19 protein-coding genes are annotated in these 25,362 nt (G+C 49.9%); 17 read left to right on the forward strand and 2 right to left on the reverse strand.

Annotated elements, in window-relative coordinates; all coding sequences use genetic code 11:
- Nucleotides 1-39 precede the first annotated feature (39 nt).
- Nucleotides 40-2,355 carry an AraC family transcriptional regulator gene (locus BN6628_RS11865; protein WP_068617640.1) on the reverse strand — a complete coding sequence of 772 codons (2,316 nt, stop codon included), beginning with the start codon at nt 2,353-2,355 and terminating at the stop codon, nt 40-42.
- 139 nt (nt 2,356-2,494) lie between these two features.
- Here BN6628_RS11865 and BN6628_RS11870 point away from each other — a divergent pair, with 139 nt between their 5' ends.
- The 12 genes from BN6628_RS11870 (at nt 2,495) to BN6628_RS11925 (ending at nt 19,444) form a co-directional block, all read left to right on the forward strand.
- Nucleotides 2,495-3,760 carry an alpha-L-fucosidase gene (locus BN6628_RS11870; protein ID WP_068617643.1) on the forward strand — a complete coding sequence of 422 codons (1,266 nt, stop codon included), beginning with the start codon at nt 2,495-2,497 and terminating at the stop codon, nt 3,758-3,760.
- Nucleotides 3,761-3,873: 113 nt separating this feature from the next.
- Nucleotides 3,874-4,902, forward strand: a complete 1,029-nt coding sequence (locus BN6628_RS11875; RefSeq protein WP_068617645.1) for a carbohydrate-binding family 9-like protein — start codon at nt 3,874-3,876, stop codon at nt 4,900-4,902.
- 6 nt (nt 4,903-4,908) lie between these two features.
- On the forward strand, nt 4,909-7,551 hold the full coding sequence (locus BN6628_RS11880) for a transglutaminase domain-containing protein (protein ID WP_068617647.1): 2,643 nt from the start codon (nt 4,909-4,911) through the stop codon (nt 7,549-7,551).
- Nucleotides 7,551-8,585 (forward strand): glycoside hydrolase family 18 protein, encoded by a 1,035-nt coding sequence (locus BN6628_RS11885; RefSeq protein WP_068617649.1) that lies wholly within the window; start codon nt 7,551-7,553, stop codon nt 8,583-8,585. Before BN6628_RS11880 ends, BN6628_RS11885 begins: the two co-directional genes overlap by 1 nt.
- 178 nt (nt 8,586-8,763) lie before the next feature.
- On the forward strand, nt 8,764-10,440 hold the full coding sequence (locus tag BN6628_RS11890; RefSeq protein WP_187386132.1) for a ribonuclease J: 1,677 nt from the start codon (nt 8,764-8,766) through the stop codon (nt 10,438-10,440).
- A 287-nt stretch (nt 10,441-10,727) separates the two neighbouring features.
- Nucleotides 10,728-12,083, forward strand: a complete 1,356-nt coding sequence (locus BN6628_RS11895) for a family 8 glycosyl hydrolase (RefSeq protein WP_068617652.1) — start codon at nt 10,728-10,730, stop codon at nt 12,081-12,083.
- 340 nt (nt 12,084-12,423) lie between these two features.
- On the forward strand, nt 12,424-13,581 hold the full coding sequence (locus tag BN6628_RS11900; RefSeq protein ID WP_068617654.1) for a type III polyketide synthase: 1,158 nt from the start codon (nt 12,424-12,426) through the stop codon (nt 13,579-13,581).
- A complete protein-coding gene (locus tag BN6628_RS11905; protein WP_068617656.1) occupies nt 13,568-14,293 on the forward strand; it encodes a methyltransferase domain-containing protein in 726 nt (241 codons plus the stop codon). The genes BN6628_RS11900 and BN6628_RS11905 overlap by 14 nt, the downstream gene beginning before the upstream one ends.
- 35 nt (nt 14,294-14,328) lie before the next feature.
- The gene (locus BN6628_RS11910) at nt 14,329-15,477 is read left to right on the forward strand and encodes an FAD-dependent oxidoreductase (RefSeq protein WP_068617658.1); all 1,149 of its coding nucleotides are present in this window, start codon (nt 14,329-14,331) and stop codon (nt 15,475-15,477) included.
- Nucleotides 15,478-15,748: 271 nt separating this feature from the next.
- Complete coding sequence (locus tag BN6628_RS11915; RefSeq protein ID WP_068617660.1) at nt 15,749-16,432, forward strand: response regulator transcription factor; 684 nt, start codon at nt 15,749-15,751, stop codon at nt 16,430-16,432.
- Nucleotides 16,425-17,795, forward strand: a complete 1,371-nt coding sequence (locus tag BN6628_RS11920; RefSeq protein WP_082926886.1) for a sensor histidine kinase — start codon at nt 16,425-16,427, stop codon at nt 17,793-17,795. The genes BN6628_RS11915 and BN6628_RS11920 overlap by 8 nt, the downstream gene beginning before the upstream one ends.
- A 158-nt stretch (nt 17,796-17,953) precedes the next feature.
- The gene (locus BN6628_RS11925) at nt 17,954-19,444 is read left to right on the forward strand and encodes a serine hydrolase domain-containing protein (protein ID WP_068617662.1); all 1,491 of its coding nucleotides are present in this window, start codon (nt 17,954-17,956) and stop codon (nt 19,442-19,444) included.
- Between the two features lie 130 nt (nt 19,445-19,574).
- On the opposite strand, the gene BN6628_RS25645 is transcribed toward BN6628_RS11925, so the two are convergent.
- A complete protein-coding gene (locus tag BN6628_RS25645) occupies nt 19,575-19,955 on the reverse strand; it encodes a YmaF family protein (RefSeq protein ID WP_082926887.1) in 381 nt (126 codons plus the stop codon).
- Between the two features lie 265 nt (nt 19,956-20,220).
- Between BN6628_RS25645 and BN6628_RS11930 the strand changes: the two genes are divergently transcribed.
- Genes BN6628_RS11930 through BN6628_RS11950 form a run of 5 tightly spaced genes read left to right on the forward strand, consistent with a single transcriptional unit; the run spans nt 20,221 to nt 25,356 of the window.
- Nucleotides 20,221-20,496 carry an acyl carrier protein gene (locus tag BN6628_RS11930; protein ID WP_068617664.1) on the forward strand — a complete coding sequence of 92 codons (276 nt, stop codon included), beginning with the start codon at nt 20,221-20,223 and terminating at the stop codon, nt 20,494-20,496.
- The gene (locus BN6628_RS11935; RefSeq protein ID WP_235847624.1) at nt 20,477-21,997 is read left to right on the forward strand and encodes a hypothetical protein; all 1,521 of its coding nucleotides are present in this window, start codon (nt 20,477-20,479) and stop codon (nt 21,995-21,997) included. The genes BN6628_RS11930 and BN6628_RS11935 overlap by 20 nt, the downstream gene beginning before the upstream one ends.
- Before the next feature lie 22 nt (nt 21,998-22,019).
- Entirely contained in the window at nt 22,020-23,126 is a 1,107-nt protein-coding gene (locus BN6628_RS11940) for a hypothetical protein (RefSeq protein ID WP_068617666.1), read from the forward strand.
- A complete protein-coding gene (locus BN6628_RS11945; RefSeq protein WP_068617668.1) occupies nt 23,098-24,273 on the forward strand; it encodes a radical SAM protein in 1,176 nt (391 codons plus the stop codon). The genes BN6628_RS11940 and BN6628_RS11945 overlap by 29 nt, the downstream gene beginning before the upstream one ends.
- A 57-nt stretch (nt 24,274-24,330) precedes the next feature.
- Entirely contained in the window at nt 24,331-25,356 is a 1,026-nt protein-coding gene (locus tag BN6628_RS11950) for a zinc-dependent alcohol dehydrogenase (RefSeq protein WP_068617670.1), read from the forward strand.
- The last annotated feature ends 6 nt before the right edge of the window (nt 25,357-25,362 follow it).

The raw sequence follows: 25,362 nt of genomic DNA on the forward strand, positions 1-25,362 counted from the left end.
CATATCCGGTCTGCAAGAGACCGGGTGTTGGCTGTATCTTTAAGCGTCGGACTGCTGGCCAGCAGCGGCCGAGTCCGGGGAGGTGCCAGAGTAGATTTTTCGGTATTGGCCTGGGGTAAGCCCAGTCTCCTTCTTGAACTTGCGGATAAAGTTAGGCGTATCGAGGTATCCAACCCTCTGAATAATCTCTTTGAGTGGATCGGTGGTAGAAACAAGCTGCCGGATGACTTCATCCAGCCGCTTTTGCCAAATATACTGCACAAAATTGACGCCCGTCTTCTCTTTGAATGAGCGGCTGACATGGGCAGCCGATACTGAAAATTCGCTCGCTACCGCCTCCAGGCTCAAGGCCTGGTCCGTAAAGTGGTGATTGATATAGGCCACAATCTGGTCAATCAGGGATTGTTCCTTCTTTTTATTGTTCTGCTCAACCTGATTGCAGATTCTGCCTGCCAATTCCAGGAGGCCCCGTTCAATTTCCTCTGGGGACTGGCTGTATATCAGATTGGGATCGACATCCTGAACGAATTGATGAATTCCAAGACCGGAAGCGGTCTTTAGCAGGGTGTTCAGTACGTCAAAGCAAATGCAGCGCTTAAGCAGCACGGGCAGCTCAGAGACATGAAGATTATGAAGAGCCGACCGTATCGTTTGTTCGGCAACCTCCAAACTTCCCTGTTTAAGACTTTGGGACAGCTTCATTAGCGAGCTGCTTGGAATCCATAGGGTCAGGTTATCCATAGAAAATGTCAGTTTCTCAAAGTAAGTGACCGTGCCGGATAAGGAGGACACCTTCAAATCAAATGCGGAGCAGGCTTCAATAAATGTTTGGTTCAAGTAACTCGGACTGTGGTAACAGCTGCCCACACCTATCTTGGGAATAACCGCAAAAGTCTCAAGCAGTATGCTTCGGACAGCTTCGACGATATGCTGCACCTGATGGAATCTGTCCATTTCTGCTAGTGGATTAAAGTTGATGATGAGTGCAAGCTGATCCAGCTGTGGCAGCTCTACACCAAAAGCTGCCGCGTTCATCTCTGGAAATTCCACTTGGGTGAGCAGTTCGGTTATATCCCGGCGTTCCTGCTCCAGCCTGTCTTCCTGCAGATCACCGGAAGGTTCCCAGCCAATGACCATCACAAAAAAGCAGGAGCCATCAAAATGAATATCCAGCGCTTCCTGAAACTCAGGGGAGAGGCTGTGCGCATTTCCGTGCTTTAACAGGGTGGACAATAAGTGATTGCGGGCAAAGGACTCCTGCAGATCAATCCGTGAGCCATACTCCTGCAGTGCAGTTCGAATCCGGTCAAGCTCGTTGCCGCCGTTAACCGGGGTCCGATCAGCCACTTGTTTTGCACTGGACTTGGAAGCCGCAAATTCCACCAGCATGGAGATCGGCTGATATTGTTTTCTTGCCAGAATGAGCGCGATTCCCGCACCAATAAGAACCAGAATGACGAACAATATGATGATGAAGCTGCGTACATGAAGGACGCTGCTGAAGAACTGGGCGCTGGGCATCACGGTAACATAAGTCCAGCCGTTATTGTCTGATTTCACCGACACGATTGACAGCGCTTTCTTATTTAGGGTCAATTCAAAGATGCCAGGCTTCATCTCCGAAATCTCCTTCATTTCGGCCTCCGTCAGCCCTTCACCCTGCCGGTTGCTGGCAAGAATCTGTCCTTGATTGTCCAGAATGTAGCTCAGTCCCTGGAAGTTTCCCAGAACCGAATCGATCAAGCTGGTTAGCTCGGATTCTTTGATCAGATACATCACTGTACCGTGCGGGTGGGGACTGTTCGGTGTAATCGGAATAAGGTAGGCCATCATGGTCTCCTGCCTATGAGGAGTCAGGTTAACTGTATCCGCAGGCCTCATAGTCGGATATTGGATACTGTTCAGATCGCTCAGCAAGGAGGTCTTGTTCCAATTGTGGAAGCTGAGTGTCTTCGCGAAGACCTCGAAATTAGAGAGACCTTTACTTGAGTAGATCTTGGAATCTTTGTGAAAGTACAAATACATTTCACTGATGATGGAACTGGTGGCTTTATATTGATCCAGCGCCTGAATGGCTTCCCCACTGTATATAGGATCATGCACCCGGTAAGGGGTTAAGCGGTTGTCATACGAGACGCGGGAGGCAATGTCATTTAGCTCCTTCATCCGTCCGTCAACGATGATTTTGGTCTGGGTCAGCTGGGAAGAGCGGGACTGCTCGATTTCCGAGCGAAGGCTCTCGACCGCATTCCGGTAGATCAGGATGGTCATCAGGACTAAAGGAATAAGCAAAATGAACAGATAAGACCAAATATATTTGAGAAAGAGCTTGGATCGGAAGTAATTGGATTTCATTTTACCGCCTCCTATGAACGCAAATCTCTGTTGTTCCTATTATGATAGCAACAAAATCGGGGCTTGCACATAGAGCCAAAGGCAGAATTACAAGACGGATTTACAAGATTGTGAAAATCTGTGAGGAGGCAAGCCGAAAATGCAAAAATGGTTTGAGGAAGCGAAGCTGGGTATTTTCATCCATTACGGGATATATGCAGTAAATGGAGTTTCGGAGTCCTGGTCGTTCTATAACGGCAGGATCACTTATGAAGAATATATGAGTCAATTGCAGGGATTCACCGCGTCCAATTATGATGCTGATCAATGGGCGGACCTGATTGAGAAATCTGGAGCAAGATATGCTGTGCTTACCAGCAAACACCACGATGGTGTGGCGCTCTGGGATACGAAATACAGTGACCTCAATGTGGTTGCCAGAACGCCAGCCAAGCGGGACCTGGTTAAGGAATATGCGGAAGCCATACGTAAAAGAGGAATCCGCCTTGGCATGTATTTCTCGCTGATTGACTGGTCGCATCCGGATTATCCAACCGTGTATGAAGGGGGAAAGGAACCGGAGAATCCGGCCCAGACAAATCCATATTCCAGCCCGGCTGGGGGGAAGCAGGATGAAGCACGGTGGAAGAGGTTTTTGGAGTTCAACAACAACCAGCTTCGTGAGCTTATGACGAACTATGGAACAGTGGATCTGCTCTGGTTCGATGGGGATTGGGAACGAAGTGCGGAGCAGTGGAATTTGCCAGATTTCAAAACCTATCTGCTGTCTATGAACCCGAATGTGATCATCAACTCCCGGTTACAGGGCTATGGCGATTACAAGACACCCGAGCAAGGACTTCCCATTACAAGGCCGGCAGGGCCCTCGGAATTCTGCACCACGATAAACTCCTCGTGGGGTTATGTGCCAACCGACAATAAGTACAAGTCGTTAAACCAGATTATTCGAATGTTCTGTGATTGTATCTCCATGGGCGGCAATATGCTGCTGGATATCGGGCCGAAGGAAGATGGCACGCTCGACCCACGGCAGGAGCAAATCCTGCTTGGACTCGGCGACTGGATCCGGACACATGAAGAGGCGGTATACGGTACCACCGAAGGGATTATGAACCGGTATTATCTTGGCGGCAGCACGTTGTCCAAAGACAGAAAGATCTTATACCTGTTTGTATATGACGATCCTAAAGAGAATATATGCTTGAAGGGCCTATGTAATTCGATTCGCAAGATCACCGTGCTTCATTCCGGCAAGGAACTGGAATATGAAATACATGGAGGTGTACCGTGGTTTGATATCCCCGGAACCACTTGGATTTATATGTCTAAAGAGGACGCCCACGATCAGGTTACCGTGCTGAAGTTAGAGCTGGATGGTGAGATCGAGTTCTGGAGCGGTAGTTAGCCACAACTAGCAGAGCATCAAGAAATGAGGCTTCAGGACACCCGATGATGAGACGCCGACGATGAATAGGATGAATAGATAGAGATTCCAACAAAGGAGCTGGAGGTAGAATCATGAAACTGAGCGGAGTACCGGAGCCAAAGATACAATATGCTCCGAAACAGTACGTATGCCGCCATACGGTACAGAAGCCGGTATTGGACGGAAGAATCGAGAAGCCCTTTTGGGCGAATGCCGCGTGGACCGAGGATTTCGTAGATATCGAGGGCGATTTGCGCCCCAGGCCGTCCAAGCGGACCCGGGTAAAGATGCTCTGGGACGAACAATTTTTCTATATTGGGGCGGAGCTGGAAGAGGACGAGATTTGGGCCACTCTTACGGAGAGGGACTCGGTCATTTTTCATGATAACGACTTTGAGGTGTTTATTGACCCGGATGGGGACAGCCATCACTATTATGAGCTTGAGGTTAACGCACTCAATACCGTTTGGGACCTGCTCCTGATCAAGCCATACCGTGACGGCGGACCGCCTGTGAACGGCTGGGATATACAGGGGCTTAAGACAGCCGTCCATATCGATGGGGAATTGAACAAGCCGGGAGCGGAGAACCGGAAGTGGAGCGTGGAGTGTGCACTTCCTTGGTCAAGTCTGCGCGAGTGTGCTCCCGAAGGACGGGTTCCGGTTCCCGGTGAATTCTGGAGGGTGAACTTCTCCCGCGTACAGTGGAAGGTTGAAATCAGAGATGGGAAGTACAGCAAAGTTCTTGATCCGGATACGGGCAGGCCGCTGCCAGAGGACAATTGGGTATGGTCACCAATGGGGCTCATCAATATGCATTATCCCGAATTGTGGGGATATGTTTTGTTTGCGGAAGCTGAAGACCCTGACTCCTTCACTCTTCCACCTGATGAAATTATCAAGTGGAAATTGAGAACTTTGTATTATCGCCAGCGAAATTATTATAAGGAACATGGTGTATTCACCAAGAACATCCATGAAATTGCGGATAACGAGACATGGGAGTCAGACACGTTACCGCAGATTGAGGTCACCCGCAGTCTGTTCCAGATATCGCTTCCGTCCGCAGATGGAAACTCCCTGATTAGCATTCGGGAGGACGGAAAACTTTGGAAGGAGTGAATTTCATTGACCCTTAACAGCTTTGTTCATTCGTTAGATACCAAGACCAAATATGAAATTGAGCAGCGATTTCTGAATAGACAGCAGGTGGGCCGTGCTAGAAAACATGAACTGTTCGATATATTCGAAGAGCCGCTAACCGAGGAAGAGATTTGGGCGCTGAAGTATTTGTATGCCTTTATGCCGGTTAATGATCTGGCCGATTACGACGGGGATTTATTCTTAAGTCATGTAAGGCAGACCCTGAAAGTCCGGGATGAAGTTGCTTGGGGACACCTGGTTCCTGACCATTTGTTTCTTCACTTTGTGCTGCCTTACCGGGTGAATACCGAGAACATTGAGGATTCCAGGGGTATTCTGTATGGGGCGCTTGCTGGAAGAACCCGCGGCCTGTCGATGAAAGAGGCCATTCTGGAAACGAATTACTGGTGCCACGAGAAGGCAACGTACATCGCAAGCGATCAGCGCACAGCTTCCCCCTTGACGCTAATCCGCAGCGCTCGGGGCCGCTGTGGGGAAGAGTCCACCTTGGCGGTGGCGGCGCTTCGCAGCATAGGGATTCCGGCGCGGCAGGTGTATACCCCGCGCTGGGCCCACTGCGATGACAACCACGCATGGGTGGAAGCTTGGGCTGACGGGCAGTGGTACTACTTCGGGGCATGTGAGCCGGAGCCCTGCCTGAACCGGGGCTGGTTCACACCGCCTTCACGCCGGGCAATGCTGGTCAACACCCGGGTATTGGCTGATTATCCAGGTCCGGAGGATATTACACTCCGGGAAGACACCTATACCGAGATCAATCTATTGGAGGGATATGCCAAGACTAGAACACTCAGCATATTGGTTACGGGCTCGAACGGGACGCCAGCAGCGGGCGCGGAAGTACATTTCGAGCTTTATAACATGGCCGAATTCTACCCGCTTGCCTCTTTATTTACGAATGAAGAAGGCATGGTTTCCTTCAAGACAGGGCATGGCGACTTGCTTGTCCGCGCCGTTAAAGATGGCAGATGGGGCGAAATGAAGGCGGCCGCAGCAGATGGGGATCATGCCGAAATTGTGCTCGATCAATCCGGCCAACCGGAAGGGACCCTTGATCTGGATATGGTTCCTCCGCCAGAAGGAACCGGGGAAGCTCATGCCCCCATGTCTGATGAATTACTGGCGCAGCATCAGCTTCGGCTAGAAGAAGGGAGCAGGCTTCGCTCAGAATATGAGAGTACATTCATCCAGGAAGAGCAGGTTTCAGAGCTGGCCCGCTCGACCGGACTTTCATGCGACCGGTTATGGGATGTGCTCAGAAAGGCGAGGGGGAACGGCCGGGAGCTGTATATCTTCCTGCTGGAGCGCTGCCCCGAGTATGGGGAGTGGCCGCTTCTTCTGCTTGAAAGCTTAAACGAGAAGGACTTGATTGACACCTTCCGGGAGACCTTGGACGATCATTTGACGGGTGGACTTACGCATGTGCACGAGTTCCCAGAGGACATCTTTGTACCCTACGTTTTATGTCCACGGGTATGGTTTGAGATGATCGCTCCATACAGGCAGTTATTCCAAAGGGCTTATTCTCCTTATGATTCCGCCACTTTTAGAGCGGACCCTGCACTACTTATGAGAAGATTAACGAATGAAATTGAAGTTGACGGAGATCTTCCTGGGCTCCTCGGAAAAGGGACTGCAGCGGGAACCTACAAGCTCAAGCGTGGTGATCAGATTTCGGTGGGCATTCTTTTTGTGGCCTTGTGCCGCAGCCTGGGAATTCCGGCAAGACTTCACCCGAGTGAGCTTAAGCCGGAGTATTGGTCACACGGGAAATGGGAGGATGCTGTACCAGACGTTGTGTCAGGAGATCACAACACTCCTGCGGCGAGGCTCATCCTTCAGTCTGATTCACAAAGAGAAGGGCATGTGACTCCTTCATATTACGAGAACTTTACGCTGGCCAGATTGGAGAGTGGGTGGTATAAAACGCTGATTTTTCCTTATGCAGCCAAAGACTTATGCCAAAATCCGCTTGAAGTGGAACCAGGAGCTTACCGGATGACAACGGGTATCCGCCTTCCGGACGGGAGTGTTCGCGTAAGGTTCAGTTATTTCCCCTTGCTAGCCGGTGAAGAGACTACCCACAAATTAAGCTTCCGCGAGGAGAGTGAAGAGATCCCGGTACTAGGTCAGCTGGATCGTAACGCCAGGCTGGCTTTCATGGATGGCAGGGTTCTTACCCTGGGTGAGCTCACCAGCATGTCTGGCGCTTTGGTCGCTTGGATTGAGCCGGAGCGTGAGCCAACCCAGCATTTAATACGGGAAATGAGTGAGCTGAAAGACGCATTTGATGATCTGGGCGTGCCGGTGATCCTCATTCTTGGCAGCGCTGGCAGCAGCCCGGCCTTTGATGCGTCCCGGCTGTCCAGTATGCCGGTGAATACGGTACTGGTAAGAGATCATGGCCACCAAATGCTTGATTCGGTGGCCTCCACCCTTAGATCAGAGGAGTCAGGCTTCCCACATCTGTTTGTCCTTGATGGGAATCACCGCATTCGCTTCTCGTCATCAGGTTACCGGATTGGAACTGGCCAGGACTCTTGGCAATTGTTGAACAGATTGAGCAGATTGAGTTGGGGACTAAGCGGAGAAGGGGGCGTCAAGTGATGGAGCATCATTATATCGCTGCCGGATATGTCGTGGATGACAAGCTGCCAGAACTAACCACGGAGGATTTGGGTAAGTTAACCCACCTGAATGTGGCTTTTGGACATGTTGTAGAGGGTGTAATTTCCGTGGATCATCTGAATAACCTTGATTTATTGGAAAATATCAAAAGGAATCATCCCGATCTCCGCCTGATTTTGTCCGTAGGCGGCTGGAGTGCCGGCGGCTTCTCGGAGGCCGCTTCCTCGGAGAAAGGGAGAGGGGACATGGCAGCCTCAGCCGTACAAATCTTGACAAGCTACCCACTGGACGGCATAGATCTGGACTGGGAATACCCTTGCTATGGAGAGGCAGGTATTGCCGCAAGTCCGGAGGATAAGCACAACTTTACTCTTTTGCTGAAGACTTTCCGGCAGGCGCTGGACCACTTGGGAGACCAGGAGGGGAGACATTACCTGCTCACTATAGCGGCAGGTGCAGACCAGTATTATGTGGACGGCACGGAAATGGCTGAGGTTCAGAAATATCTGGATTTCATTCAACTGATGACCTATGACATGCGTGGCGGCTTTCAAATCCTGACAGGACATCATACCAATCTGTACACCCCTTCCGGAGACTTGTTCCGGATCAGTACGGATTTCTCTGTAAATATGTTTATCCGTGCAGGTGTCCCTAGGGAGAAGATTGTGATCGGGGTGGCTTTCTATTCACGCATCTGGCATGAGGTTCCTGACAGGAGTAATGGGCTGCATCAAATGGCCGGCAGTACAGGAGGTTATGGGCCGGATTATACCCAGCTTGAAGCTGAATACATCAATAAGAACGGATATGTCCGCTATTGGGATGCCGAAGCATGTGCCCCATATTTGTTCAATGGCACCAGCTTTATCTCGTATGATGATGAGGAATCGATCCGGCATAAGTGCGAGTATGTGAAAAGCAATAATCTGGCTGGAGTGATGTTCTGGGAATATGGCTGCGACCGGACGCATCGGCTCCTGGATGCAATTCACCGAAGTTTGAATGTCTAGAACATAAAAGTAAGCTTAATGTGTTTGGTTGACATGAACGAACCCCCTGATGCCAATTGGTATGTTTCCCGACCAATAGTGTATAAGTTTCCCCCAGATTTCAATAATAAACGCAAGAGGAAATCATTACTCTAAATTACTCTAATAAGGTCTCATCTATTGGGGCAGGGAGGGCTAAATGTTGAATCTTTCAGGGAACAAATTGTTTATTGCCGCGCTGGGGGGCGTCAATGAAATCGGTAAAAATATGTACTTTATTCAATATGACCAAGATATTGTTGTGATTGATTGCGGCTCGAAGTTTCCCGATGAGAGCCTTCCAGGAATCGATTTGATCGTGCCGGATATCGGTTATCTGCTTGATAATCAGGAGAAGGTCAGAGCTTTGATCGTAACCCACGGCCATGAGGATCATATTGGGGGCATCCCGTATCTGCTCAAGCAGATCAACATACCGGTCTATGGAGCCCCGCTTACACTTGGCTTAATTAAAATCAAATTAAAGGAACACGGACTGTTGAATCAGGCTCAACTTCACACCATTAATGCCGATTCTATAGTACATGCAGGGAGCATTGAGGCTTCGTTCTTCACCACCAGCCACAGCATTCCCGATTGCCTGGGCATCTGTTTCAAAACACCGGAAGGGAACGTTGTTCATACTGGTGACTTCAAATTTGATATGTCTCCGGTGACGGGGCCGTTTCCAGACCTGCACCGGATGGCCGAAATCGGCAAGCAGGGAGTAAAAGTGCTTCTGTCGGAGAGCACAAACGCGGAAAGACCAGGCTTTACGCCTTCTGAGAGGGTTGTGGGTGACCATATCCTTGAAGCTTTTGTCCGGGCAAAGCAGCAGGTGTTTATTTCCACGTTCGCCTCGAACGTAAATCGTGTTCAGCAAATTATTGATGCTGCCGTAGAGACCCGAAGAAAGCTGGTTCTCCTGGGACGAAGCATGGTTAATGTAGTTTCGGTAGCCAAGGACCTAGGGTACTTGAAGATGCCGGATGGGCTGCTGATCGATGCAGGGGATACGGAGCGGTTTCCCCCTGAACAAATTGCAATTCTCTGCACGGGCAGCCAGGGCGAGCCGATGGCTGCTTTGTCCCGGTTGGCGAGCTCCAAGCATCAGCAGATTGAAATCCTGCCGGGGGATACGGTCATCATCGCTGCCGGGGCCATCCCAGGGAACGAGCGCAATCTAGCCAGGGTCATTGACAATCTATATGTGATCGGTGCACGTGTGATATACGGGTCCGGCAGTGCTGCCGGGATGCACGTATCCGGGCACGGAAGCCAGGAAGAGCTAAAGTTAATGCTAACCCTGATGAAGCCTGACTATCTGATTCCTGTACACGGGGAATTCCGGATGCTCTACCAGCACCGGATTCTGGCCGAGTCGGTAGGCATCCCAACTGAGAATGTATTCATCGTTAACAATGGGGATACCGTTCAGGTTGAGGGTGGCATGGCGCATCTCGGGCCAAAAATTCCTTCCGGCAACAGTCTGGTAGATGGGCTCGGGATTGGGGATGTGGGCAATATTGTACTGCGCGACCGCAAGCAGCTCTCGTCGGATGGCATGCTGATCATTGTAACCACGTACAGCAAGACCGAGGGACATCTGATGGCAGCACCTGAGATTATTTCCAGGGGATTCGTGTATGTGCGTGATTCCGAAGCGCTGATGAAGCAGATTCACGAACTCGTGATGACAACATTGAACGGTTTGAGTGAATCGGAGATCAGTCAATGGAGCTTGATTAAACAGACGCTTAAGGACAGCGTTGGAAGTTTTATCTACAGCCAAACCAAGAGACGGCCAATGATTCTTCCAATTATTATCGAAGTATAGAAGAAGTGGGATTTTTACAAATTTCCGGTTGACACATAAAATTAAAGCGTTTATTGTTTTAAGTGAAATCAGCTGCTGCTTTACTCTTACATTCTCTTTTTCGTCAAAGATACTAAGGGTTCAGAGAAGAGCAGCTGATTTTTTTGTTCTAAAATTAAAGCGCTTTAATTTGATGAATGAGGTTACGTAACTTAAGGAGGTGGGGGGAGGGGCAGTCAAACTCATAAGGTTACAAGTTGCAGGGATATCTGAGAGGCAGGAAACCTAATTTGAGAGGAGACGCATTTATGAACAAGAAATTACTTGGATTAAGTGTATCCGCATGTTTGATTTGCAGCTTAGCTGCAGGGCCAGCTCTGGCTTTGGAATCAGATGCAGGCTTGGCTCCATCCTATCAGACTGAAGCCGCTGCTAGCGCCAGTGTGGAAGAATCATCCGCAATTGCCGCAGCTATCAACAAACCATTCCCTCAGCACATTTCCTATTTATCAGGCACAATTAAACCCAACCATTTCACTCAGGCTCAGCTCGACCAGCAGGTAACCAAGAAATACGATGAATGGAAAGCCAAGTATCTCATCAAACATCCCAAGATCTCGAATCAATATTACGTATACTATAACCTGGAGAAAATAGTCGCGCCTGAGATCGTTTCCTGTTCCGAGGGACATGGTTATGGCATGCTGATCACGGCCTACATGGCAGGTTATGATTCCAAAGCCCAAACCTATTATGACGGATTATACCGCTTCTATAAAGCGCATCCAAGTTCAATCAATTCGGCCTTGATGGCTTGGCAGCAGAAGAAGGACTCATCAGGCAATATTGTAGATTCCAATGGGGATAACTCTGCTACTGATGGGGATATGGACATCGCTTACTCCCTGCTTTTGGCAGACAAGCAGTGGGGAAGCTCCGGCTCCATTAACTACAAGGCTGAAGCAGTGAAGATGATCAACGCGATTATGAAAAGCGATGTTCACGCCAAGAATTTTCACTTAAAGTTGGGGGATTGGGCTTCGGACAGCGATTCCGAGTTCGGTCCGGGAACACGTCCATCTGATTTCATGCTTAATCATTTGAAAGCATACAAGGCAGCAACGAGTGATTCGAAGTGGGATAAGGTTACTGACACTACGTACAAAATCATCAATGCTATCTTCTCTAAATACTCACCAAAGACTGGGCTGCTGCCTGACTTTGTGGTTCGCAAATCCGACGGTAGTTACGCTCCAGCTCCTGACGGATTCCTGGAAGAGGATACTGACGATATTTACAGCTGGAACTCCTGCCGCACGCCTTGGAGAATTGCAACCGATTATCTGGTTAGTGGAGATACCCGCGCACTGGATCAGCTTCGCAAGATGAACAGCTGGATTCAGTCAGCGACTGGCGGTAATCCGACCAAGATCGCATCGGGTTACGAGCTTGACGGCAAGGTATATGATAAAGCGCATGCGATCGCCTTTACAGCACCGTTTGCCGTAAGCGCTATGGTGGATTCATCCAATCAGCAGTGGCTCAACAAATTGTGGACCGAACTCGTGGATTCTCCTACCTCTGACAGCTACTATTTTGACAACAGCATTCGTCTTCTTAGCATGATCGTAGTATCCGGCAACTGGTGGACACCGGATAACTGATTCAGCTGATTTGTCCGCCAAAGAGCGCCCGTATTTGCGGGCGTTTTTTTGCATGCGAAAACAGCGACAGTCTTGGACTTATTTCACGGTCCTTTGTTGTCGCTGTTTTGTTTTTCTAAGGGTTCGTCATATTTTCTGCTTTCACTTGAAGGCCTTAAAGCCAGAACAAATAATTAGATTAATAATTTATATCATGAATTAAATAACTGTGGAATTCGACTTCCTGGGTTTGGATATCCTACCTTTAACAAGAGAAATATATCCAATAGGTCAGATTACAGTAATACGGTTCAGGGTAAGAGATGTTAATTCGTGTCAATCTGTTACAGGAGGTTTGAAAATGAAATTATCGATCATCAGCTCTCAGCCAGCCATCCTGGGGATTGGAACAGCCCTGCCGGCCCATTCCATCTCCCAGTCTGACGTTGCTGATCTTATTGCTTCATCGTTGAAGGACAGGCCAGACCTGGCCCGTTTCACCAGGCGGATCTTCAAGACATGTGGTGTGGAGACAAGGTATACCTGTGATCCAAGCTATCTTGGGGAGCCAGAGAAATGCCGTTACCTCCCTTTAGACGATAAGATCGACGTTCCGACAACTGAAGAGCGGATGCATACATATCAGCGTAAGGCACTTCCTCTTGGATTAGAGGCAGCCAGGAGAGCCTTGATTGAGGCGGACATGTCACCCAAGCGGATTACGCATCTCATTACGGTCAGCTGTACTGGCCAATACCTGCCGGGCCTGGATGTTATGCTGATCAAGGAGTTAGGGTTGTCCCCTCGTGTGAACCGGCTTCCACTTATTTTTCAAGGCTGTGCGGCCGGTCTAAAAGCGGTGCAAATGGCACGTGACGTCGTTCACGGAGCGTCCGGATCACAGGTTCTGGTGGTGTGTGTGGAGCTGTGCACGCTTCATTTTCAACCTATTCAGGAAAGAGAGGCGCTGTTTGCCGCTTCCTTCTTCGGTGACGGCGCATCCTCCTGTGTGATTGGAGCCCCGGAGCTGCAGCATAAGCACTTTCTCACGTTGAGCACGGGATACTCTGTACTCCTTCCCGATTCTACCGAGGATATGACATGGGAGGTTGGCAATACCGGATATCATCTCTATCTATCCCCGCGGATTCCGAAGCTGCTAGGCACGCATCTTGAGGCAGAGCTTCAACACTTGCTTCAGGGAGACCCGCTGCCTGAGCTTTGGGCTATCCATCCAGGTGGACGGGGAATCGTTGACTCCGTGGAATCTGTGATGAGCCTTACAGCTGATCAGACCCGATACAGCCGGGAAATCTTGAGAACCGCGGGCAATTTGTCATCCGTGACAATTATGTTCGTACTGCAGATGATGCGGCGTGAAATGAGAGACAACAGCCGGGAATTAACAGAGGGTGTGGCCATGGCGTTCGGTCCAGGTCTAACCGCAGAGCTTATGCGCTTTGCCTATGTTCCGTCGTATTCCTCCTTAAACCTGGAGCAGGATCATGTCCTTCTTTAGAGCCTTATCCAACCGGGCGCAGGAGGATGAACTCATGGATGATTTCTCCATGGGGGGAGACGAACTTCGTGAAGCTTTGCGGCACCTGAGGCGTCTGAACAAAATATTCGCGGCACCGGGACCTACCAAGGACGGGGTTGAGAAGCTGTGGACTCTGGCCGGATGCCCTGGCACACTCAGCATTCTGGACGTTGGTGCTGGCTCGGGGGACGTTAACTTGAGGCTTCTTCGGTGGGCTAAGCACAAGGGGATTCAGCTGGATGTCACCCTGGTCGATATGACCCGTGAGGCCTGCGAGGAAGCCAAGCTGCTCTTCAGGCACGAACCACGGGTTAAGGTTCGCCAGGCCGATGTGAGGGAGCTGGCGGATGCATCCGCGGACATAGTTACGGGAGCCCAGTTCATTCATCATTTTGAAGGGGAGCAGCTGATTGACATCATATCGCATATGCTCAGAGCTTCCAGATATGGCGTAGTGATTAACGATATTCATCGGCACAGATTATCATACTCTGCGGTATGGGTAACAACCCGGCTCATTTCCCGCAACCGCTATATCCGTCACGACGGGCCTCTCTCCGTAGCCAAGGGGTTCAGAAACACGGATTGGCAGCAGTTAAAAGCGAAGCTCGGACATGATTCCATGACCTATGCCTGGAAGCCCTTGTTCAGGTATTCCGTAGTTATCCCGGCCAAAGGTATTTCCCACTAGTCACGTAATGCATAGTATGAAGGCGGTGCTAATCCTTGTTGAAGCAAATCGACGTCTTAGTCATCGGTGCGGGAATCGCGGGAAGCAGCTGTGCGCTGCAGTTGGCCCGGTGTGGACACCGAACGGTCTTGCTTGATCGGCAGGCATTTCCCCGTCACAAAACTTGTGGTGAGTTCATGTCACCGGAGACAAAGGAAATGCTAAAGTTTCTGGGTGTGGATCTCCTTGTCGAACAGATCGCTCCCAGCACCATAGACAAGGCAGTTATCATCATGCCTCATGGGGGAGTAATCGAAGCCCCCTTGCCAGGCCAAGCCATCGGCATCAGCCGCTTCACGCTTGACCGTCTTCTCCATGAACAGGCATGTAGATCTGGTACAGAGATTGCAGCCAAGGCATCCATAACCGGAGTTAAGCAACTTCCGAATGGATATTATGAGGTTGAAGCAAGACAGGAGGGGCAGCTGGTCCGCTACGAAGCAAAGGCCGTTATTGGCGCTTATGGAGCAAGAAAACCACGTGGTCTGGCTTCTTCGGGTGAAAGCCAGGATGAAACGGTCTATGTTGGTGTTAAATCCCATTACCGGGGGATTAGTATTCCTTCGCAGGTCGAGCTGTATTTCTGTCAAGGAGGTTATGTGGGTCTTTCTCCAATCGAAGATGGGCTCGTCAATGTGGCCGCCCTACTGCCTCTGGATACGGTTCAGCGTGCTGGCAAATCGGTGCTGGACATCCTGAGCGGAGCATCCCGGGAAAATACAAGATTTGGCGCCAGGCTGAGTGAAGGGACTCCAGTTCCGGGTACCCAGGTGTCCATTGCTCCAATCCGGGTTTCTGAAGTTCCCGAGCCCTGGTCCCAATTTCCGCACATTGGAGATGCTATGCTTGTGATACCTCCATTATGTGGAGATGGAATGTCCATTGCTCTTCGATCCTCACTATTGTGCAGCCAATGGACGGACAAATATTTGAGAGGGGAAGTAAGCTTTAATGAATGGGAGCAGGGCTATATGGCGGAGGCCGCGCTTGAATTTACGCAGCTTCTGAGCAGAGCAAGACGGATTCAGAAGCTCGCTTTTGCCAAGACGAACCGGTTATATCCGGGGCTAGCCCGAGTTCTTCCATGGCTTGCCACTTATCTGGTCAAAGCCACCCGGTTATCCGAGAAAGGCATAAAGCAGTAATCTGGTGAGCTTAGCGACCAGTCATTGGTTTGTACGGCAACAATCCAATCAAGGGTTTGGATAGAGGTTTGGCGTGTCATAGAATAAGTTTCCTCCGCAGGCTGCAGCCTGTGGAGTTTTTAATTTGGTGACTTTATTGTTTGAATTTGAGGTGATTCGGAGAGTTGTGCAGGCAGGTTCTTTCGTAATCTCCCGTTCATGCTGAGTTTAAATTCATTCATATCATGAATGATATAATTACCAAAATAATAAAGCGTGGGGAGAAAAAGGTATGACAAAGATTATGGTTGTTGATGATGACCCGTACATCCGCGAGCTGATCGGTTTATTTTTGAAGGACGAAGGAATGGAAGTTGTTGAGAAGCAAAATGGCACAGAAGCATGGGAGTACTATACACACTTTCCCGTGGATTTAAGTATTGTTGACATTATGATGCCCGAAATGGATGGGTGGGAGCTATGTCAAAGGCTGCGGGAAAAGGGAAGCCAGCCGATTCTCATGATTACAGCCAAAAGTGAGACGGAGGACGTTATCAAGGGATTCCGGCTTGGGACGGATGATTATATCTGCAAACCGTTTGAGCCCATTGAGATGGTGATGCGGGTGAAAGCGCTGCTTAGAAGATATGGAGTTTCTTTCTCGAATAAGCTGACGCTCGGCCGCATAACGCTGGACAAGATTAGTTATCTCGTCAAGTTAACCAATCCAGAAGCAGAATGGGTTCTTCCGCTTAAGGAGTTCGAGCTGCTCTATAAGCTGGCTAGTTATCCGGGACAAATCTTCACCCGTGATATGCTTATCCGCGATATCTGGGGCTACTCGTATATGGGAGATGAGCGTACAGTAGACACCCATATCAAGCGGTTACGTGACCGTTTCCGGAATCATACGGATGACTTTAGGATTGTGACCATGCGTGGTATAGGGTACAGACTGGAGACAGACCATGATTAAGTCCCTTTATGCCCGTATTGTGCTTAGCTTTATAGGTGTGGTAAGCCTGAGTCTGGTTGTGGGAGGCAGCATTATCAACTATTTCTATGAGAACCGGATAGATACGCTTGTCCAGGACAAAATGATTGTTCACGCCCAGAGTATGATCAGGGCTTACAAGCAGCTGGGCGGGCAAAATGGCAGCCTCTTTATGGAGGCTAGTGGCTCCATTCCGTTTTACGCGATTCAAATTTACGACAACCGCGAACAGCAAGTGTACACTTCGGGGACGGAACCTGCACAGGAATTGCCGGATATTCAAGCCGGGATCCGCCACGTATTGAAATCCAAACAAATATATCGGGATGTCTCCAAAAGGGAGGATCATATTACAATTGGGCTGCCATTTGAGCTCGGCGGCTTAACCCATGTCCTTTTTATGACGGCTCAATTGGATTTTTTCCTGAGTGAAACGGGGACTCAGATTCAATATTTGCAGTTGTTTGTCTTCGTTCTAGGCAGTGTGTTAGTAGTCATTGCGGCACGCTATATTGTCAGACCCTTACGGCTGTTAATCCAGGCTTCACAAACTGTGTCCAGAGGCAACTTCGAGGTCGATTTGCACTCTACGCGTAATGATGATATTGGTCAGCTTACCCGCAGCTTTAAAGCTATGGCTTCTGAACTGGGGAGAATGGATGGAATTCGGAGAAGATTTGTGTCCGATGTGTCTCATGAACTAGGAACACCTCTGACCAATATCCGTGGATATGCCCATGCGCTCCGGCACAAGAGGCTGGACGAAGCCAGCCGGAATCGCCTGCTGGGTATTATTGAAGAGGAGAGCGACAGAATGTCCAGAATGTGCGGCGATCTCCTCCAATTAACCAGTCTGGAGCATGAACAACAGCTGTCCTCGGTCCGCAGCTTCCGGTTGGATGAGCAGCTTCGTCAGGCCGTAATCCGGCTGGAGCCGAAATGGTCTGAATTCCAACTGGAGATGCAGTTGAGGCTTGAGGAGGTGACAATTACCGCAGACGAAGACAAGCTGTTTCAGGTCTGGCTCAATCTAATCGGCAATAGCATCAAGTTCTCTAGCACCGGAGGCCGGATTATACTTACCGCAAGACAGACAGGCCAGGTGGTCTCGATGTCCGTCACCGATAATGGGATCGGCGTTCCTGGCGGTGAACTTAGCCGAATATTTAAGCCGTTCTATAAGGTTGACCCGTCCAGAGAAAGGCAGGTTGGCGGGCATGGACTTGGTCTGTCCATTGTTCGGCAGATTGTGGATCTCCATTATGGAAAGGTGGAGGTCACAAGCCAGCCAGGCATTGAAACGACCTTCACCGTTATCCTTCCACTACGGTATATGAAGCTCTAAATGTAATGTTCTGTACACATGGATGTCGAATTCCTTTTTTATACTGGGGCTCGAAGCTACCTCATGTATCAGGTGCGTTATTACAGCCGGACATATTCTTCTAGGCTCAGGCTGACCGCATGGGGAGGTGACATCTACAAGTTAGGGGAGAAGACGTCATGTATTTGGAGTGGAATAAATTTAGGAAACGGGCCATTAAGTTAATTTGGATATGCGTGTTGATATTCTTGTTATCAAGCCTTGTGCCTAGCACGAGGGCAGGAACTGAATCGAAATTTGACAGTTCCAAGGTCGATGCTTACATAGAACAGGCCATGGACCGTCTAGGTATTCCCGGAGCCTCCGTTGGGATTGTTAGAGGAAAGACCGTCTTATATACGAAAGGTTACGGCACAGCAGGACCTGGCCAGGGGCCGGTTACCCCGCAAACCCCATTTGTGCTGGGATCAACATCGAAATCGGTTACGGCCATGGCGGTAATGCAGTTGGTTGATAAAAAGGAGATCGAGCTAAATGCTCCCGTTCAGCGGTATTTGCCGTGGTTCCGCTTGGCTGATGAAACCGCATCCGCCAAGATCACGGTTCGTCATCTGCTTGAGCAGACAAGCGGTCTGTCCACCTATGAAGGACAAGTAACCCTCGTCTCAGATGATATCCCGCTGCAGGATTTTATCCGTAAAATGAAGGATGTTCCGCTCGCTGCGCCTGTGGGCTTTAAATATCAATACTGCAATCTTAACTACGCCATTCTGGGTGGGGTTGTTGAAGCGGTCTCCCGTCAGACATTCGGGGATTATGTGAAAGAACATATATTCAAGCCGCTTAAGATGAGCCACAGCACGGCCTATGCTTCTGAGGCCCGAGCCTATGGGCTTGCATCCGGGTATCAATCAGTATTTGGTATGGTCGTTCCAACTTTTAGAAAAGATCGGGTTGCTGGCGTTCCGGATGGGAGCCTAATCTCCAGTGCTGAGGATATGACGCATTACCTGATTGCACAGATGAATGGGGGACGCTATAAGGAACGAAGCGTGCTGCCCCCAGATCGTGTGCGAGAGATGCATCAGCCCTATGCTTATACTGGGGACCAAGCCTATTATGGGATGGGTTGGGGCATTACAGACAAGAGAGTTGAACACAGCGGTTCAACCGAGAATACTTCATCTTACCTAACGATGGAGGGAGAATACGGCATCGTTCTTCTGCTGAATTCAGCTGATAGTATCGTCAGTTACGACGAGGTACCGCTTGGAGTTCTTAAGCTGCTCAAAGGACAGGAACCGAATGTTGAGGACCTGCCCAGCATGAAAAGGACTCATCTTCGGATCGTTCTGTTCTTAATTTTGGTTGTTATAACTACGATACTGCCGTTAAAGTGGATGTTTGGAAGGAAGAGAAACATTGACCAAGAAGAAACTGTGGATAAGGCAAGGAACCGATGGCGCACTTATGCCGTAAAGGCCGGGATTGCAATCGTTTATCTGGTAATACCTGTGGCTGTACTTATCGGATTTCCGAAACTAATGACACCTTGGTCTGTGGCATTTGCCTTCCAGCCGGGCATATCTCATTTCATGGTTATTTATTCTTTTATTTTGCTGTCTATAGGAGTGTTAAATATAGTGTTGTGGGTCCGGAAAAAATCATAAAAATGGCAGTTGTTCATCGTGGGTCCTCTTGTCCGCTTTTTATTTAGGAAATTTGTTAAAGTTAGAACTTAAGCATATGCATAGAAGGCCCTTTGAGCTACAGCTGAAGGGGCCTTCTTTCCTCACATTCTCAATCCTCGTTCCCTGTACGCCCGTGGTATGCGTGCCTGTGAGGTACTCTCCCGTCAACAGTCGTATAACCCTCGAAAAAATGGTAATGCCCACCCGAAGGCAGAGGCACCGCCGGACCCGTTGTACCGCTAATGCTGTGAATGTGGCCGTCGTTGAAGGACGTTCTGGTCATGTAATTGTGTACGTGCTGCACGCCTGAAGGTGCGGGTTCAGTCACTCCCGCGTAATAGTGATTGTGACCCACATCAAACGAGGTATGGCCGGAAAAATGATGCGTATGGACGGGGCGGCCATCCCAAGAGGTAATGTACAGTTTATGCGAGTGAGAAGAATCCGAGTTATCGGAGTGAACAAGGTAACCTTGAATAGGGACTTCCATTTCAACCTTCCCTTCATGATTAAAGTGATTCCTTAGATTTTATTCACGGTACGCCTAATTGGTTCTGAATTAAGTAAGAGGAAAAAAACGAACTCTATGAACTCTATTTTTTATTGACAGATTTTAACATGACAAGGATAATAATTGTAACTATGGGAAAGGGAGGCGATACAGCAGATTAGTACCTAGTATTAATTTAATGGAATTTGTAAATGCAAGGATTCGGTTGTACCCTCACACATTAACCCTTTAAAGGAGTGTAGTTATGTACGATAAAATCGTTGACATTTTGTGCTCTATCAAAGAAGAGCAGCCGGAATTCCGCCAAACCCTGTCCCCTCAAACAGATCTGAATAACGATGTTGGCCTCGATTCTCTCCAAATGATCCAGTTTATGCTCAAAGTCGAAAATCAGTTAAACGTGGTGATTGACTATGACCAATTCGATTACGAACATCTCCAATCTATTGACGCTTTTATCACTTTTCTAAAAAGCTGCACCCCGCAGGAGCGGCCGTTGTATGAAGATGCCAAGCCGTGACGTCAGCATGATACCCAAAATCGTGATGGGTAACTTTGATCCCGAAACCCGCTGGAGGGACCCGGGACTGGCCCGGCTTCCGGCAATGCCTGACAAGGACCGGGAATCGATTGTCCTGTGTATGGACGAGCTGCTCTTTCCATTCTGCCGGCCGGAGGATGATCTCCACAGCCGCTGCAAGATCGATCCGGTGCTGCACGATTATCTGAACGGTTTGGGTTTTTCGTTTAGAAACCGCTATTACTATGATTTAAACGATGAGAACCAGCCCTTGCCTGAACCGGACGTTTTCAAAACATGTATGTTCAGGCTGGCCGCTGATCGGGCTCAGCTTGTACAGCCGGCTAACAGGGTGCTGCAGACAGCCGGTTCCAAATATCCTCAGGATGCATCCTTACCAGTACCTAACTCTCCTATGAATGCCGACGAAAATCTACGGCAAACCCAATTACCTGATAAAGACGTAGTTACTAACACTGTAAAATTGTTGTCCCCGTATGCCATCACGGCAGATACGGAAGATTACCTGCACGCCGCCGGACCATTTGGTCCTTTGCCCAGCCTGGAGACAGTTGTGCGCGTGAACTCCAAGATATACTCCAACCGGCTTTTGGCCAGGATTGGCGAGAAGTGCCATGGCACTGAGGTGAACAGCGCGGTGGAGCTCGAGCTGGCCGGAAATGCCCTTCTGAAGCGCGGGCCATACCTGCTGAAAGATCCCTTCGGTGTTTCCGGGAAGGGAAACCTGCTTATCGACAGCGAAGCTATGCAGCAGAGGATCGCAGCGCACCTGCAGAAACAAGAGGTTGGCGGATTACGCTGCCAATTCTTATTGGAGCCGCTGCTTAGGAAGGAGACCGACTTCAGTTCTCACTGGTTCATCCGCGAGAGCGGTGAGAAGGAGTTCATTTCTGTTCAGCGTATGATTAATCACCAGCAAAATTACGGGGGCTCCATCCAAGCGGATCAAGCTTTCATGGACTTGCTGGAGAATGCCGGTTATTTCAGTGTGATCCAGAAAGCGCTCCGGATTCTAAGGGAGGATGGCTATCACGGTTACGTATGCTTCGACTCCATGATCCTGGACGACGGTGAAGTCGTACCCATTGTGGAGATTAATGCCCGCAAATCCATGGGCCTGATCAACGCTTATCTCGACAGATACTGGGAACCGTTCGGCCATAACGGATGGCTTACGTTCTTGTCCCTTGGACTTCCAGAAGGCTTCGAGTTCGAGAGGCTGCTTTATGCTCTGCGTGAATCGGATCTTCTATTGACAGCCCCGGGAGGGTACGGCATCGTTCCTCTATCTTCAAATACCTTAATGGTCAATGAAATTTTGACCCGCCGCCGTATTGCTGATGGAACACTGACCAAGCGGGGATTGCCTAAGGGAAGGCTCTATGTATCTGTGGTGGGCCGGGATGACGGACACCGCAGCGAATTGGCCGAAGGCCTGAGGCAGCTGCTCGCTGACTTGCCCGTTAAGGTGTACAACTAAATCTGGAACTCGGAGGCCGCGTATGACTTCAACTTCGGTTACCTTACTGGCGTCGGGGAATTCGCTCGGCGCGTACATTCCGGCTATGCACCTGCACACCTACCTGCAGGGCAGAGGAATCGGAACAGAAGTTCAAGTTCTGGAGAACCTGTATCACGAGGAAGTCCGGAACAGGATCAGCTCTACCAAGAAAGCGTTCCATGCGGATTTCTCTGTTGCCCGTATGGGTCATAAGCTGGCCAAGCCTATTGACTCTTCCCTGGATGAGGAAGCGGTTCAGAGACTGGTGCAAGGTTGGAAACAGGCGGGGGCCTCCCGGTTTGCCGCCTTTACCGGCTTTTGGCTGCCGATCCTAGATCGTTACAAGGCTGCAGCTGGCATGCCCCTCGACATCCGGCTGATCCGGCTCGATGCGTTCGACACCCCTTCGTTTAAGGTGCACAAGCAGCTGTACCCCAGTTACGATAATATCTGGTTCTACGAGCCCTCGAAGCTTTCCCCGAGCAGCTATATCGCTTCAGACGAGGCGGAGCCGCTGCCTTACGGGAACCGCACCGGACGCGTTCTGGTGCACGGTGGCGGCTGGGGAATCGGCACTTACGCCAGTACAATCTCTGAGCTTCGCACAGTCGGCTACAGTCTTGATGTGATCGTCTACGATCCCTCCGAAGTAGAGGAGGACGACGGGGTCACGCGCTACTTCGCAGCGGAAGCTTCCTGGAACCCGTGGAGCAGGGACGCCCAAGGGCAGCATACGTTTCCGCCAATGGTCCGTTATGTCCGCAAGGACGGCGTTCTGTGCGAGTATCCGCTGGGAGATTACTCCGCCTATACGGATCTGATGCGGAATTGCGCGGCGGTCGTTAGCAAGCCGGGAGGAGCGACGCTGAACGATTCTCTGTCGCTTGGAGTTCCTTTTGTCATGCTGGAGCCGTTCGGCGACCATGAGCTTCATAATTTGACGTATTGGGAAACCTGCGGTCTGGGTATCCGCTATGCGGATTGGAAAGCACAGGGCTTTTCCGGTCATCTTCTAAAAGAGATTAGCAGACGTTTGCTGGAGCAGCGATCAAAAATCAATCATTTTGGGAGGGAAATTTATGCAGCCGAAAACAGCAGTTACGTTTGACCAACTGACATTCCGTAATATGAAAAGAACCCTGATTCCGCTGGCGGAAACAGAAAGAAAGCGCCGGGAGGACCCCACTTATGCAGCCCCTGTGCCTTATGAGATCGGGATCAAGCTGAATAACGGCTGTAATCTGCGCTGCAAGCACTGCTTCGAATGGAATCCGGAAGGCTTCCATCACGGATTCGCCAAAGAAGTGAAGAATGATGAGATCGAGATTTCCGTTGTGGAGAAGCTTCTGCTTGAGACGAGAGAGCGCAAATCACGTGTATTCCTGTGGGGCGGGGAGCCGCTGTTCTATTCCAAGTTCGATGAACTGGCTGAGCTGCTGGCTAGAGAAGACCGGTACACGACGATCTGTACGAACGCGATCCTCATTGAGCAGAAGCTGGATTCCATTCTCAAAATGTCGGAGAATTTGGTCATGCTGGTCAGCCTGGAGGGCTTCGAGAAGGAGAACGACGCGATCCGGGGCAAAGGCACATTCAAGAAAGTGATCCACGCCATACAGCTGCTGCTGGATCTCCAGAAGCAAGGCTTGTATAAAGGCAAAGTGTCTGTTGCATTGACGGTGAACGACCAGATGGTCGGCCAGCTTTACAGCTTCATGGAGTTCTTTGAAGAGATGGGTGTAGATTCCGTCTACTTCTGCTTCCCTTGGTATATCCCTTCTGATACGGCGGAGAAAATGGACACTTACTTTGATGCTCATTTCCCGCATCTCGCCTCCCGTTTTGCCGACGACCACAAGAACAGCTGGCATTCCTTCACCTTTCACATCTCACCTGACAATTTCGATACATTGATTGAAGAGCTTAACCGCGTCAACTCAAGGGTATGGAACATCCGTATCCGCTATCAGCCTGCACTGGAACCCGAAGAGGTGGAAGGATTTATCCGGGGCAGTGAGAAGCCGGCCATGAACCGGACCAAATGCTTCTCGATCTCAAACCGGATGGATGTTATGCCGGACGGCAAGGTGAATCCGTGTAAGTTTTTCCCCGAATTCAGCGTTGGCAATCTCAATGAAGAAAGTGTGGCGGATATTTTCCACGGCGAAGATCTCCGCAAACAGCGCGAGGTTGTGGCCTGCGGCTTAATGCCGATTTGCTCGAAATGCGTACTTCTTTATAACAATGGAATTTAAGCGTTTAAAGTTATTAATGCTTTCTATCCTGAATGTAGAAAAGGAAGTGTTATACGCATGTTCAACCTTACAAATACTCAAGGCCGCATTTCGTTAAATTGCGTATTTCAGGGGCCAGGCCGCGTTGAACTAGTTGAGGAGCAGGTGCAGGAGCCGGGACCAGGACAAATTTTATGTGCAGCCCAGAAGTCACTGATTAGCACGGGAACGGAGCTGGCTTGTCTGCAGGGTCAATTCGATGAGGGGACCGTCTGGTCTTCTTGGGTCAAGTACCCGTTTTATCCAGGATACTCTATGGCCGCGCAAGTGCTGAAGACAGGAGCTGCGGTTGAGAGGATGAAGCCTGGTGACAGGATTATCTGTCCGGCTGGACACCGCCAGTTCTTTCTTGCCAACGAGAAAGAAGCGGCTCTTATTCCTGATTCAGTCCGTGATGAGGAAGCGGTGTTTACGCAGGTTGCAAAGGTTGCCTTGGTCGGGGTCCTGCGCGCCGAACCGGCATTCGGAGAAAGAGTGGGCGTTGTTGGGCTCGGTCTGATTGGTCAGCTAGTCATCCAGCTTCTTGCTATGAGCGGCTCTCGTCAGATTGTAGCGATAGGAACGGAACCCCTTCGATTGAAGCAAGCCGGTAACAACGGGGCAACGGATCTGCTGAATCTTCCGATAGCCGAAGCCTTCGAAGCTATCGAGGAGATTACCGGGGGCCGAATGCTGGACACAATCTACGATGTGACGGGTTCTTATCCTGTGCTGCCTTACTGCACGATGTTAACCCGGGAGCTCGGCAAAGTCATCTTGCTTGGTGATACAACGGAACCTTCCAAGCAGACGGTCGGGCCCAAAGTGGTTTTTAATTCTGTCAGTATCCTAGGGGCCCATGGCCGGTTGATGCAGGGGTTTAAAGGCTGGACGGAAGAGGATATGGATGGATTCATTTTTGAATCCATCGCCCGTGGGAAACTTGATGTGAAAAAACTCATTACAGAACAAGCAAGCCCGCTCGAAGCCGTATCCGTCTATTCCCAGCTCGTCGATCGCAGATCCGATTTCATGGGAGTATTATTCGATTGGACACAATTGTAAGGTCAA

Origin of the sequence: Paenibacillus tuaregi (genome assembly GCF_900086655.1) — a bacterium.
Classification (GTDB): Bacteria; Bacillota; Bacilli; order Paenibacillales; family Paenibacillaceae; genus Fontibacillus; species Fontibacillus tuaregi.

Bases quoted from the DNA above. Each gene is read 5' to 3' on its own strand.
- BN6628_RS11885 (WP_068617649.1), top strand. From the start codon at position 7,551: ATGGAGCATCATTATATCGCTGCCGGATATGTCGTGGATGACAAGCTG.
- BN6628_RS11870 (WP_068617643.1), top strand. From the start codon at position 2,495: ATGCAAAAATGGTTTGAGGAAGCGAAGCTGGGTATTTTCATCCATTAC.
- BN6628_RS11915 (WP_068617660.1), top strand. From the start codon at position 15,749: ATGACAAAGATTATGGTTGTTGATGATGACCCGTACATCCGCGAGCTG.
- BN6628_RS11875 (WP_068617645.1), top strand. From the start codon at position 3,874: ATGAAACTGAGCGGAGTACCGGAGCCAAAGATACAATATGCTCCGAAA.
- BN6628_RS25645 (WP_082926887.1), bottom strand. From the start codon at position 19,955: ATGGAAGTCCCTATTCAAGGTTACCTTGTTCACTCCGATAACTCGGAT.
- BN6628_RS11940 (WP_068617666.1), top strand. From the start codon at position 22,020: ATGACTTCAACTTCGGTTACCTTACTGGCGTCGGGGAATTCGCTCGGC.
- BN6628_RS11900 (WP_068617654.1), top strand. From the start codon at position 12,424: ATGAAATTATCGATCATCAGCTCTCAGCCAGCCATCCTGGGGATTGGA.
- BN6628_RS11950 (WP_068617670.1), top strand. From the start codon at position 24,331: ATGTTCAACCTTACAAATACTCAAGGCCGCATTTCGTTAAATTGCGTA.
- BN6628_RS11865 (WP_068617640.1), bottom strand. From the start codon at position 2,355: ATGAAATCCAATTACTTCCGATCCAAGCTCTTTCTCAAATATATTTGG.
- BN6628_RS11935 (WP_235847624.1), top strand. From the start codon at position 20,477: ATGAAGATGCCAAGCCGTGACGTCAGCATGATACCCAAAATCGTGATG.
- BN6628_RS11905 (WP_068617656.1), top strand. From the start codon at position 13,568: ATGTCCTTCTTTAGAGCCTTATCCAACCGGGCGCAGGAGGATGAACTC.
- BN6628_RS11945 (WP_068617668.1), top strand. From the start codon at position 23,098: ATGCAGCCGAAAACAGCAGTTACGTTTGACCAACTGACATTCCGTAAT.
- BN6628_RS11930 (WP_068617664.1), top strand. From the start codon at position 20,221: ATGTACGATAAAATCGTTGACATTTTGTGCTCTATCAAAGAAGAGCAG.
- BN6628_RS11895 (WP_068617652.1), top strand. From the start codon at position 10,728: ATGAACAAGAAATTACTTGGATTAAGTGTATCCGCATGTTTGATTTGC.
- BN6628_RS11890 (WP_187386132.1), top strand. From the start codon at position 8,764: ATGTTGAATCTTTCAGGGAACAAATTGTTTATTGCCGCGCTGGGGGGC.
- BN6628_RS11920 (WP_082926886.1), top strand. From the start codon at position 16,425: ATGATTAAGTCCCTTTATGCCCGTATTGTGCTTAGCTTTATAGGTGTG.
- BN6628_RS11925 (WP_068617662.1), top strand. From the start codon at position 17,954: ATGTATTTGGAGTGGAATAAATTTAGGAAACGGGCCATTAAGTTAATT.